Genomic DNA, 12,020 nt, shown 5'->3' with positions numbered 1-12,020 from the left:
TCCACCTCAGGCCGCCTGACCGATGGCCGCTCCAACTCCACCCCGAATTTCCACCTCATTGACGGACACGACCAGGGCGAAACCGCATCGAGCGCTTGTCTGCCAACCTCAAGCCTTCCGAAGGGACGCCACACGCTGGGACAAACTGATCGCCACCTTCACGGGGATCATCGAACTCGCCGCCATCGCCATCCAGCCAAATTCGTGACCTCGTCACCTCACCCTTACGCCTTTGTCGCGAACGGCTTAGAAAACGAGGACTCGAACCGGCCGAACATGGTGGCCCTGCTTCATCCCGGAGCCGGCACCTTCTAGGCCGCCCCTGAGCATGCCTGCGTGAAGCTGTGTCAAATGTTCGGACCGGACGGTAGAGCGATTACTCGCATGCCAAATCTCCGTTCAGAGTAATCAACAATGCGCGCAGTAAACCTTGCTGCAGTGGCTGTGATCAACTTCGCTGCGCCCTTTCGGGCTAAGCCTCGCTATTCGCCCGGTCCGCAATGAAAACCGGCTCATCTGCGTCCACTGAAGCCGCTCCGCCCGCGCAAACAACGCGCCCCGAACGCGAGATGCATGCCTTTGAGCTCGCGCTCCTCTCCAGATCGACTGCACCTCACACTGTCCACCCGTTGCATGCGCGACCGGCATCGGCTTCTCCACGCCTCCGGTCAGCAACCGTAGCTCAGCTGGATAGAGCGTTGCCCTCCGAAGGTGGAGGACCCGACCCTCCTGAGCGCTAAGTGCCTCCAGTTTCTCAATAACTTAGCAGTCCGGCGTGGTCACTTGCTGCGCGGCAAAGGCTGTTACGGCGCAAATGGGCCACATCGGGGTGCGGAGGGTGCCTTCGATGAGCGTCTCAGCGATGCGGCACTCGGACGGCTGACAGCCTACGATCTAAAACCGAGCAGCACACTTTCTGCCGGGCAAAGACTGGGCCGTGTTTTCGTTTACGATGGACAATCGAGAATTCAAATCGAGCCAGATGTAACTGCAGCCTCAACCGGTGGTGCTCTTCGTTTCGGTTTGGCGCCTACGCAACAGAATAGTCCTGCTAAGAAGATGAAGTCCTAGAAGACAGAACCAAACCGCTCCGGAATGTCTTCAGTACTCCCGAGCCTCCGGTTTGGATCCTTGGCGAGCGGTTATCCCTTAGAGGTTCAACATGGGCAGAGCTTTCAAGGCTCCATGTTCTCGCAGGTCGAGGCCGTGCTCCTTGATTTCTTGTTCAGTCAACTCCCGCAGTGTTTCTGCTTGAGCTCCCTCACCTGCGGCTTCGGCCGCAACAAGCGCAGCATCTTGATCATCCTTAGCGACAACAATCACTGGGGCGATCTTCGCCTCTTGCAAGCCCGATGGTGCCACCGTCACCTGAACGCCAAACGCCTTGTTCATTTTACTGCATCCTTCTTAGCCGAACTTACGCTGGAGCTAGACGAGCACGGAACCATTTCTTTCCCCGAAAAGCTCGGGGTGCCTTGAACGAAGTGCGAAGACGAGGGTCAGCGTCTTCAGATCGGTCAAGTTGCCCTGGTCGGCCATCTTGGCCAAAGCGATCAGTGACATCTCAATTACTCGGATGTTCTCGTGCTCTCCTTCGGCTCCACCACCGTACGTCTCACGGTTTGCGGCCGCATATGGGGCTATGAAGAGGTGAATCTGCTCGGTCGAGATACCAGCGCAGGAGTAGGTGGTGCCAATGTGCTCCAACTCGTGCAACCGGATGCCGACCTCTTCAAGCACTTCTCGGCGAGTATTCTCCTCCGGACTGCCGTCTTCGATGATGCCGGCAGGTACTTCCATCTGCTTCTGCTCGCCAGAGGCGTAGAGCGCCGGCACCCGAAGCTCTTGCACGAGCGTGGCGACCCGCCGCTCCGGATCGTAGGGCAGGACGCCCACGGAGTTGCCATGGTCTTCAAGCTCTCGCTCCGCTTCAGAGCCGTCAGCTAGGCGGACTTTGACCAATCCAAATTTGCTCCAACCCTCATGGATGAACCGCAGACTTAGGATCTCGGCTTTCATCAGAACTCCGCGCAGCGGTTCGTGATCAGTTATTTAGAACTAATGAACTCATATTCAGCTTCGTCAGGCCGCTCAAACCTGCTTCGGCTGTCCGTTTGAGGCCATGAGCCCGCCGTCAACCGGCAGGTTAACGCCGCTGACGAAGCGCGCATCGTGGCTCGCCAAGAAGGCGATCACGTCTGCTACCTCCTCGGGTTCGGCGCCGCGACCGAGCGGAATCCGCTCAGCGAATTTCTGCATGAGCGCTTCGTCGTCCTTCATGTCCTTCGTCAGGTCCGTGAAGGTAAGGCTCGGGTTGACCGCGTTGACCCTCACGCCCTTCGAACCGAGTTCGAGCGCCAACGAGCGGGTCAAGTTCGTGATCGCGCCCTTGGCCGCGTTGTAAAAGCTCATGTTCCAGTCACCGCCGAGACCGGAAACCGAGGAGACATTGACGATCGAGCCCTTTGTTTCGAGGAGGCGCGGAAGCGCAGCGCGCGTGCAGAAGAAGACGCCGTCGACGTCGATCGCCATGACCTTGCGCCAATCCTCGACGGCGGTTTCCAGGAAAGGTCCTGTGGGAGCGACTCCCGCATTGTTGACCAGCACGTCGAGCCGGCCGAACTGCGCCACGGTGGCCGAGATCAGCGCTTCCGCGCCGGCCTGATGGGAGACGTCGCCCGGCTGGACGAGAGTGCGCGTCTGGTGGAGATCGGCCGCGACGCGGTCGAGCTTTTCTCGGGTGCGTCCGTTCAGCACGACGCAGGCGCCCTCCCGCGCGAACCGCCGCGCCGTTGCGGCGCCGATCCCCGAGCCGGAGCCCGTCACGATGACCGTTTTGCCTTCAAATCTCGACATGGCCTGCTCGGTCTTCGCTCACCAGCGTGATCTCACTTTCCGGCCAACCTCCCGAGATCTCTTTCGTTCACTCTCGGCTGCGCGATCGTAGGACAAGCAGGCGATGAGCACGGGAAGACCAAGGCCCACGAAATTCGCCATGACGTGCGTCCACACCGACCCGAGCGCAGGGTGCATGCACAGGCTCAAGAGCTGGGACATGGCTCACGACGCGACTGACATGACCCCCGAGCGACGAAACGGGCGCGCTCACAACGTGACCGCAGCAGCGCAGCACAATGCTCCAAGGGCGACCACAAGAAGCACGGTCCAGGCCCAGAACTCATCCATAGCGGAACGCGAACGCACGAGGAGCCAGAAGCGCTCCTTCGAGGACAGCGGAACGGTTCACCCTGCCGCTGGAGCATGCTCAGACGCCAACCTACGCGGACAGGATCGCCCAACCGTGCGGGGCGAGGCTCACCCACACGGCATTGTCGTCGCCCACCACGAGTTCACCACCCCCTGCCTCGATCAACTGGGCGTCAGGCGCCGGCAGCAGTGCAGGCACATCGGCAAGATTCAAAGCAAGGTGCAGGCGCTCAGGTCCCTCCGCCATCGTAAGCATAAGCTGCGCGTTGGTCAGGTGGACCTTTCGGGTGCGGGCGCGGTGTAGCCAGCTGAGCAGCACGACAGTGCATGCGTAAGTGGCATCACACCCCATGGTGAAGCAGATCGCGAAGCGCCATCAAGTCGGCCACCTGATCGCAGTATCGGATCGAGGTCTCCTTAGTCTCGCCAGTTTTGAGGTCTAATGAGGCCAATCGGAGGCGTTGCACTTGACGCGCACGGCTAGTAACAAAAAGCAAGCTTGATTCGATGATCAACGAAATACTAGCTATTTTCTCAGTTTTTGTCTTCTTAGCTGTGACATTAGCGGTCAATTTGGCATCTATACCTGAACTTTTATTAGCAGATTTGTGTAAAAGAAATATATCAATAAGCTGGATTTAACAAATAATCTGTATTTCTCCTCGAATTTAAATCTATAAGCCAGATTAATTCCCAATTAATGAGGAATTTCTAAAGTGAACGAAATCAAGATTATTGCAGGAACTTGCGGAAAGGGCACAGGCAGTTACGAGTCTGGTCTCTTCAAGTTGCCTGAAGGCGGGCAGCGTGCTGTCGAGACCTTATCTGAGTTAGAAATCCACGGTGATGTCGCTCCTGAAGCTCATTGGGTTGGCCAGATTGCAAGTGGCCTCAAGGGCGTGATCTCCTCCTCCGTGAAGATCGCCGGGCCACTCAGTCTTGCCGCGAGTGCCGTAGGCGCTGGTTTGAACTCCATCAATGAGGGAGCTCGGCCCCGCGCCGTCATCAACGCGGTCTTTGAGGATGGCTCGACGATCATCGCTCTCGTCGATCTTGGCATCGCGAATTTAATCCAGAACGATCGCGAAGTGATTCGCCGCGCTTTGCTTCGCGCGGGGCATTCACTGCAGGGAACGCGCCACGTCGCCGAAAGCACAGACCAATCTCAAAGCCTCACTGCTCAGGCTGCAGAGGTCATTCACGAAGCAAGCGACGCCGCGAGCGCCGCCCTATCGTCCGCGATTGGCATGTTCAAACGCCCGAGTTCAAGCTCGCAGTAACTATCGCTCCAGTGAGGCTCGCTGCGCCTAACTTCGGCATGACGCCCAGAACTGCATCGGAAGGGATTTGGCGTCCGGACCTTGCGCTCGCCCCCTGAGAACAGTGCCCGATACCCTTGCTGATCCATTTGCTCGGCGCGGCGCCTCCTCAACGGGGTCCGTCTCGCTCATTCGCCACGTTCGCGCACAAGCGCGCGAGGTCCCAGGCGACCGAGAGTACCTCAAAGGCCTTGAACCATGAGTCGAGCAAGATTTCGATCATGTCCTTGGATGTGACCTGCCGATGCTGAAACGTATGAATCTGTGAAAAGGCGACACCCCGTGAGCGATGCTCAAGCCGACGTCATCGCTACCCTCGCGACCGAAGTTGCAGAGCTACGCGATCAGCTTGCCGAGACGCAGGAGCTACTCATCGAGACGGCGGTCGATGCCGGGCAGCTGCATGCTGAGCTCGAGGCCATGCGCGAAGAACTTGCTGTGATGCAGGCCGAGCGGAATGCGTGGCGTGCCGAAGTTGAGCGCCTTGGTGGAGTGGTAGAGCTACGCCGACAGGCATGATCACTAAGCCCACACGAAAGACAGCCACCGGGCGAAACACCGACACTCGCGGCCGCATTGCCCTCTGTTTGTGGCCGCTGCGTTCTTTGCCTTGGGTCCCGTCGCCCATCTTCGTCGACGGCCCAGGACGCTTACCGCTGCTGTGAACCAAACCCACGCATCTACTCGCGAATCTAGCTGATGCCTCTCCTGAACAATTCTAGAGCGCTTGCTCGACGACGAGGACGTCGTCGGTATTCAACGGGCGCCAGAGTGGTTCGATCGACGAGAGTTTGTGATCTTGCTTTCGAACGGTCGAGACCTTGTCCGGGTCCAGAGCGAACCCCTGAGATCATGTCAGGGCTTCCCCCTGACAACCAGCCAAAGGGCTTGCCCTTTTCAAATACGGAGTCGTCCATCGAGCGGCTCCGATAGGTGGCGTGGCCGCTGAGCGATCACGGACGGCGGGCGAGATCGTTGAGTAGGCTCGAGGCGACCACCGCCTTCGAGACCGTCAGACCCGACGACGCGATGGCCTCCACCGCCGAGCGAATCCGAGCGAGTGCCGGACCGCGGGCCTTACTCCAGGTCTCGACCGCCTCCACGCCTGCCCCTCCGCCGCCGACGACCTCCGCCGTCAGCGCACGATGGGCCACCGAGATCCCGGCCACCGCCCGCTCGAGGGCAACCCGGTCGAAGGTGTCGCCCACCGGCGCCTCACGCGCGGCGGCGGCGAGGTCGTCGAGGCGGAAGGCGTGCTCGATGGCAAAATGGGTGGCCGCGATCTCTGGCAGGGAATAGCCGTCGGTCTCGGCGATCCGCACGATGTCGGGGGCCGAGACCAGGGCCTTCAGCGAGGCGAGCCGACGGGCGGGGTCGGCCGCCATGCCACGGCCAGTCAGCACGGCGCGTCGCGTCTCGAGGGCGGCGGCGATTTCGGGATCGAGCACGCGCGGCAGCACGTCGAGCACGGCGCTGACGCCCTCACGATAGCGGGCCACGATCGGTGAGACCCCACCGGTGAGATCGAGATTGCGGATGAACCAGACAATGCGGTTCGACAGCAGGTCCTGCACCTCGGCGTAGAGCCCGAGCTGGTCCTGGCCTGGGATCTTGCCGTCGAGGCCATCGATGGCGAGGTTCAGCTCCATCAGCCCAAAGGCGTCGCGGGTGACGGCATAGGCCTTGGCGATGATAGCGGCATCCGCCCCGGTCTCGTCGACGAGCCGCGTGACCAGGGTCGGGCCGCCCCGGTTGACGATGATATTTGAGAGCGCCGTGGCGATGATCTCGCGGCGCAGGCGGTGGCCCTTCACGGTGTCGGGGAACCGGCTCTTGAGCGCCGCCGGGAAATAGCGCTGCAATTCGCGGTCGAAATAGGGGTCGTCGGGGACGGGGCTCGCGAGCAGGGCGTCGTAGAGCGAGATCTTGGCGTAGGCGAGCACCACGGCGTATTCCGGCCGGGTCAGGCCCTCGCCCTTGCGCAGACGCTCGGTGAGAGTGGCGTCGTCGGGCAGGAACTCGACACTGCGGTCGAGGCGGCCTTCCGCTTCCAGCACCTGCATCACCCGCATGGCGAAGCCGGTTTCCCCAGCCCCCCGGCGCAGGGCCAGTGACAAGGCCAGCGTCTGGAGCTGGTTGTTGCGCAGCACTAGGCTTGCGACGTCGTCGGTCATCTCCACGAGGAGGGCGTTGCGGGCTTGCCCGTCGAGGCGTCCGTCGCGTTCGGGCGCCATCAGGGCGATCTTAATGTTCACCTCGACGTCCGAGGTGTTCACCCCGGCGGAGTTGTCGATGGCGTCGGTGTTGAGGCGCACGCCGGCGCGGGCCGCTTCGATGCGGCCGCGTTGCGTCAGGCCGAGATTGGCGCCTTCGCCGATGGCCTTGGCGCGGACCATGGCGCCGGTGATGCGGATGGCGTCGTTGGCGCGGTCGCCGGCCTCCTCGTCGGTCTCGGTCGAGGCACGGATATAGGTGCCGATGCCGCCGAACCAGAGCAGGTCGACCGGCGCCTTGAGGATCGCCTGCATCACCTCGGTCGGGGCGGCCTCGGCCTGATCGAAGCCCAAGGCCGCGCGCATCTCGGGCGAGAGCGGGATCGTCTTGAGGCTGCGCGAGAAGACGCCGCCGCCCTCCGAGATCAGGCTCTTGTCGTAATCGGCCCAGGACGAGCGCGACAAGGCGAACAGCCGGTGGCGTTCGACGAAGCTCCTGGCTGCATCCGGGTTCGGATCGAGGAAGATGTCGCGGTGGTCGAAGGCCGCCACGAGCTTCAGGCTCTGCGACAGCAGCATACCGTTGCCGAACACGTCGCCCGACATGTCGCCGACGCCCACCACGGTGATCGGGTCACTCTGCGTGTCGACGTCGATCTCGCGGAAATGGCGCTTGACCGCCTCCCAGGCGCCCCGCGCGGTGATGCCCATGGCCTTGTGGTCGTAGCCCTGGCTGCCGCCCGAGGCGAAGGCGTCGCCGAGCCAGTGGCCGCGCTCCAGCGAAAGGCCGTTTGCGATGTCGGAAAATGTGGCGGTGCCCTTGTCGGCGGCGACCACGAGGTAGGCGTCGTCCGGGTCGTGGCGGACCGTATCGGGCGGCGGCTCGATCTCGTCGCCGACTATGTTGTCGGTGAGTTCGAGCAGAGTCCGGATGAAGAGCTTGTAGCTCTCCGTGCCCTCGGTGAGCCAGGCCTGCCGGTCCGAGGCCGGGGGGAGGCGCTTGGGGAAGAACCCGCCCTTGGCGCCCACCGGCACGATCACGGCGTTCTTGACCTGCTGCGCCTTCACGAGGCCGAGGATCTCGGTGCGGAAATCCTCCGGACGGTCCGACCAGCGCAGGCCCCCGCGGGCGACGTAGCCGTAGCGCAGGTGCAGGCCCTCGAAGCGGGGCGAATACACGAAGATCTCGAAGAACGGCCGCGGCAGCGGCATCCCGGCGACCTTGGCGCAGGCAAACTTGAACGAGATCGTCTCGCGCGGGCCCCCGTCCGGCCCGGTCTGGAAGAAGTTGGTCCGGACCGCAGCCTCCACGAGGTTGACGAAGCGTCGCAGAATGCGGTCGTCGTCGAGGCTGGTGACGTCCGCTAGAGCCGTCTCGATCTCGGCCCGGATCGCCGCCTGCTCAGCCTTGCGGTCGCCGGGGAGCGCCGGGTCGAAGCGGGCGCGGAACAGGGCGACGATGCGGGCCGTGAGCGCCCCATGCCGGCTCAGGGTCGCGGCGAGGTAGTCCTGACCATAGCGGATGCGCAGCTGGCGTAGGTAGCGGCCGAGCGCCCTGAGCAGCGCGGCGTCGCGCCACTCCATCGCGGCCTCGAGAACGAGGCGGTTATAGCCGTCGGATTCGGCCCGCCCCTCGGAGAGCGCCAACAGCGTTCCTTCGAGCGGCTTCTCGACCTCGGCCAGATCGATCGGTACGTCGCCGGCCCGCTGCAGCAGCATGTCGTGCAGCCAGATCGGCCCCTCGGCCTGAGGAAGCAGGATGCGGTACGTCCGCTCGTTGATGACCCGGAAGCCGAGGTTTTCGAGGGCCGGCACCCGGTCGGAGAGGGGCAGGGCCGCCCCGCGGGAGAACACCTTGAGGCGGGCCTGGGAGGGCCGGTCGCTGTCACGGCGACCGAGATCGGCGGCGCGGGGATTAGTCTCGCTCAGGCGCTCCAGGATCGCGATGTCGGTGACGGCGACCGCCGGCGCGAAGTTTTCGCGGTAGCTGACCGAGAAGGCCTCGGCGTAGCGGTTCGCCAGCGCCCTCGCGGCCCCGCCCGGACACGTCTCCGCCAGGGCGTCGCGCAACGCGTCGGCCCAGGTGCGCACGATCCCTGCCACACCCGCTTCGAGGGCGACGGGATCGCGCTCGGGCGTGTGCTTCCCCGAAAAGCCGATGACATAGTGGGTCCGCGCCAGCGGGCCTTCGGGGAAGTCCGGGTAGGAGGCCGACAGACGCCCCTCGTAGACCTCGGCGAGGTAGGCGCCGATCTTGGCCCGCACTGTCGAATCGTAGCGGTCCTTCGGCACGTAGACGAGAAGGGAGACGAAGCGCCCGAAGCGGTCGGGCCGGGACAGCACGCGGATGCGCGGCCGGTCGGCGAGGTTGATGATGGCCAGCGCGAAGCGGTGCAGCCGCTCGACGTCGATCTGGAACAGGTCGTCGCGCGGATAGGTCTCCAGCACGTGCATCAGCGTGCGCCCGGCATGGCTCGTCGGGTCGAGGCCGGCGCGCTCCGCGACCTCGGCAACCTTGCGGCGCAGATAGGGCACCTCGCGGGTCGGGGAGCTGTAGGCAGTAGCCGCGAACAGGCCGACGATGCGCATCTCGCCCGCGAGCGCCCCGTCCAGCGCGAACAGCTTCACGGCCACGTAATCGAGATGGACCGGGCGGTGGACGCGCGAGCGCACGCTCGCCTTGGTCACGATCAGCGCCTGCGGCGTTTCGAGAAAGGCGGCGATCTCGGGCGCCATGCTGCCCAGGCTCTGGCTCAGGCGCTGTCCCGAGCTCCCGGGATCACGCAGGAGCCCCAGCGCCGTTCCACCGAGATCAGGCGGGTGCCCGGCGTCGAGGGCGTGCGCCTGCATCCCGAGCAGGGTGAAATGCCCGTCGCGCAGCCATTCGAGCAGGGCCAAAGCCTCGGCGTTCTCGGCCTCGGCTAGGGGCAGCACGGTGCTCCGGTAGCGCTCGGCGAGGGTGTCCATCAGCGCCAGCATGGGGGCGAGGTCGTCGGTGGCCGCCACCACGTCCCGATAGACCTGGTCGAGGCCCTCGGTGAGCCGCGCCCGCGCCTCGGACTCGTCGAGCCGGTCGAGGTGGATATGGATCACGCTCTCGCGGTGGACGTCGCGATGAGCCTCGGCGGTGGTCTCGCCACCGACCCTGGTCAGGCCGCCCGCCTCGTCCCGTTCCACGGCGAGGATCGGGTGCGCGACGAGGAGAGGAGTCAGACCCTGGCTCGCAAGTTCGGCCAGGGTCGAATCGAGGAGGAACGCGCGGTTGTCGTTGACGACGTCGAGCACGGTAAGTTCGCGCTCGCGGCCGTCGCGCTCCACCGCGACGTCGGAGAGCGTGACGGTGGCAGCGCCACCCGGGCGCCGGGCCGTCGCGAGATGCCGCCGCGCGGCGATGGCCAGGGCCGCCAGGGCCTCGGGCGTGTAGGGCGCGACGTCTTCGGGAGGCACGCGCCCGAAGAGGTCGTGGACGAAGCCGCTCGGCTGCCCGCGCTCAGCGGCGAGCGCTGTGCCCGCGTCGATCAGGCTAGACCGCGTCGCCCGATCCTCGCTCGAGGTGAGGGCCGTCGTCGTATCCATCGCCATGTCGACCTCCATGTGCAACGCGCCGAATCGGCTGGCCAGAGCCGACTGCCACCTCCTAGGCGATTCTCGCGACGCCGACATGGCATTTCGAGGCGATCGCCCCGGCCGACGACTGTGACCGGTCGCAGTGCATTCGCCTCGCCGGCGACGTTCGATACGGTCGCGAACTCGCATTTCCAAGGCGACCACGTGAACCGTCTCCTGACACCGACAAGCACGGCGCGAGATCGCTGCGCTAAGGGTCCAGGATGGGATGATCAGGCCCGAAAGATTGTGCGGATGCTAAAAACGAATGTGCTATATAGACTGATTACTTAGCCTCAAATACGAGACCACTATCGATTGCGGGCAATCGATAAATAGGGGCATGGAAGCCTGATCATTAGAGCCTTTCCTTGTGACGACCTCCTACGGACCCCATCAAACGCCATGCTACCGCGTGTGCTTCGTGGACAAGGATGGGCAGGTATCGGTCACAGACATGCGCTTCGCCTCCGATGATGGGAAACTGCAAAAGCTTTGAAGGCTATTTTCAACAGGGACAGCTTTGAACTTGTTGGAAATGGCGGACGAAATTCGCCGCAAGTTGTCCGCGCTCGATCGCATCTTCGCTACTACGGCGCAGAACAACGCGTCCATCTTGCATAGTAATTTCGTCAGTCGCACGGATCGCGGGAGGCGCTTGTTCAGGGCGAAAATCTGCAGCAATACCTTGTGGGCCGCCAGTAAGCCGAGCGACGCCAAGCGCGCTGCAGTCAGTTCTCAAGTGCGCGAGCGTGAACAGCGCATCGACTGAATCGGGCACAGGCCCAAAGCGATCCTCGATCTCGTCGCGCAATGCGTCTACCTCCTCTGAGGTGCGCAGACGGAGGAGACGAGTGTATAGGCTTAGCCGGACCTCTGGCTCGGGCACGTAGGTGGCTGGCACGCGACCGTTCAGCCCTATCTGGATGTCAGGATTCCAGTCGTCGACTGTCTCGCCTTTCGCCACGCGTAGGGCAAGCTGCAAGAGATGTTGGTAGAGGCCAAGGCCAACGAGCTGGACGTGACCAGCTTGGGTATCTCCAACCAGATCGCCCGCGCCACGTAGGTCAAGGTCGCGTGCGCTGATGGCAAAGCCTGCTCCTAGTCGATCAAGCGCTTCCAGCGTCCGCAGCCGTTTCTCGGTTGCAGCGGTAAATGGCTTATCGGGATGTCCGAAGAGATAGGCAACGCCGCGCCTTTGGCCGCGACCCACCCGACCCCGAAGTTGGTGTAGTTGCGAAATGCCAAATCGCTCCGCATCCCATACCAGCATCGTATTAGCTCGGGGCACGTCGAGCCCACTCTCGATGATGCTTGTCGCGAGCAAGACATCACCATCGCCATCGGCGAAGCTCACCATGGCCGCATCCATCTCTACCGGCTTCAGGTCTCCATGCGCTGTGACCGTTTTCAACTCGGGGACAAGGGCACGTAGCCGTTCAGCCATCGGGGCGATGTCCTCAATGCGAGGGCAAACGACGAAGCTTTGACCGGCGCGGCGATGCTCACGCATCAAGGCAGCCCGGAGAGTTTCATCATCAAAGGTGCCGATAACCGTGCGTATTGGCTGACGCACAACCGGTGGTGTCGCGATCACGCTAACCTGTCTTATTCACGAGGGCAGTGGATCTGTGGTGGCGAGCGTAGCGTAAGGCATTGATAGGGCTTAGGGATT

At 63.1% G+C, this 12,020-nt stretch carries 7 protein-coding genes and 2 pseudogenes; 3 read left to right on the top strand and 6 right to left on the bottom strand.

Annotation, left to right across the window (positions count from 1 at the left end; translation table 11 throughout):
- Positions 1 to 77: 77 nt before the first annotated feature.
- Positions 78 to 208 (top strand): annotated as a pseudogene (locus K2Y56_RS21310) (IS5/IS1182 family transposase); the annotation flags it as partial.
- Positions 209 to 1,149: 941 nt separating this feature from the next.
- Here K2Y56_RS21310 and K2Y56_RS21305 read toward each other — a convergent pair.
- The 4 genes from K2Y56_RS21305 to K2Y56_RS21290 all read right to left on the bottom strand — a co-directional run bounded on the left by K2Y56_RS21305 (position 1,150) and on the right by K2Y56_RS21290 (position 3,454).
- Positions 1,150 to 1,392, bottom strand: coding sequence for a hypothetical protein (locus K2Y56_RS21305; protein WP_292512417.1), 243 nt, complete (start codon positions 1,390 to 1,392; stop codon positions 1,150 to 1,152).
- A 36-nt stretch (positions 1,393 to 1,428) separates the two neighbouring features.
- Entirely contained in the window at positions 1,429 to 2,019 is a 591-nt protein-coding gene (locus K2Y56_RS21300) for an NUDIX hydrolase (protein WP_292512414.1), read from the bottom strand.
- Between the two features lie 72 nt (positions 2,020 to 2,091).
- Entirely contained in the window at positions 2,092 to 2,856 is a 765-nt protein-coding gene (locus K2Y56_RS21295; RefSeq protein WP_292512411.1) for an SDR family NAD(P)-dependent oxidoreductase, read from the bottom strand.
- 421 nt (positions 2,857 to 3,277) lie between these two features.
- Positions 3,278 to 3,454, bottom strand: coding sequence for a hypothetical protein (locus K2Y56_RS21290; protein ID WP_292512408.1), 177 nt, complete (start codon positions 3,452 to 3,454; stop codon positions 3,278 to 3,280).
- 469 nt (positions 3,455 to 3,923) lie between these two features.
- Between K2Y56_RS21290 and K2Y56_RS21285 the strand changes: the two genes are divergently transcribed.
- Complete coding sequence (locus K2Y56_RS21285) at positions 3,924 to 4,487, top strand: hypothetical protein (RefSeq protein WP_292512406.1); 564 nt, start codon at positions 3,924 to 3,926, stop codon at positions 4,485 to 4,487.
- Positions 4,488 to 4,808: 321 nt separating this feature from the next.
- A complete protein-coding gene (locus K2Y56_RS21280) occupies positions 4,809 to 5,045 on the top strand; it encodes a hypothetical protein (RefSeq protein WP_292512404.1) in 237 nt (78 codons plus the stop codon).
- A 434-nt stretch (positions 5,046 to 5,479) separates the two neighbouring features.
- Here the strand turns inward: K2Y56_RS21280 and K2Y56_RS21275 are convergent, their stop codons facing one another.
- Together K2Y56_RS21275 and K2Y56_RS21270 are read right to left on the bottom strand one after the other, a co-directional pair.
- Positions 5,480 to 10,321, bottom strand: a complete 4,842-nt coding sequence (locus tag K2Y56_RS21275; RefSeq protein ID WP_292512402.1) for an NAD-glutamate dehydrogenase — start codon at positions 10,319 to 10,321, stop codon at positions 5,480 to 5,482.
- A 532-nt stretch (positions 10,322 to 10,853) separates the two neighbouring features.
- A pseudogene (locus K2Y56_RS21270) lies at positions 10,854 to 11,957 on the bottom strand (TRCF domain-containing protein); the annotation flags it as partial.
- Positions 11,958 to 12,020: the final 63 nt, after the last annotated feature.

It is taken from the genome of Methylobacterium sp., assembly GCF_019745455.1.
In the GTDB taxonomy this organism is placed as follows: domain Bacteria; phylum Pseudomonadota; class Alphaproteobacteria; order Rhizobiales; family Beijerinckiaceae; genus Methylobacterium.
The sequence above is the reverse complement of the archived record's forward strand: the minus strand, read 5'-3'. Positions and strand labels throughout refer to the sequence as shown.

Bases quoted from the DNA above. Each gene is read 5' to 3' on its own strand.
- K2Y56_RS21305 (WP_292512417.1), bottom strand. From the start codon at position 1,392: ATGAACAAGGCGTTTGGCGTTCAGGTGACGGTGGCACCATCGGGCTTG.
- K2Y56_RS21300 (WP_292512414.1), bottom strand. From the start codon at position 2,019: ATGAAAGCCGAGATCCTAAGTCTGCGGTTCATCCATGAGGGTTGGAGC.
- K2Y56_RS21295 (WP_292512411.1), bottom strand. From the start codon at position 2,856: ATGTCGAGATTTGAAGGCAAAACGGTCATCGTGACGGGCTCCGGCTCG.
- K2Y56_RS21290 (WP_292512408.1), bottom strand. From the start codon at position 3,454: ATGGCGGAGGGACCTGAGCGCCTGCACCTTGCTTTGAATCTTGCCGAT.
- K2Y56_RS21275 (WP_292512402.1), bottom strand. From the start codon at position 10,321: ATGGCGATGGATACGACGACGGCCCTCACCTCGAGCGAGGATCGGGCG.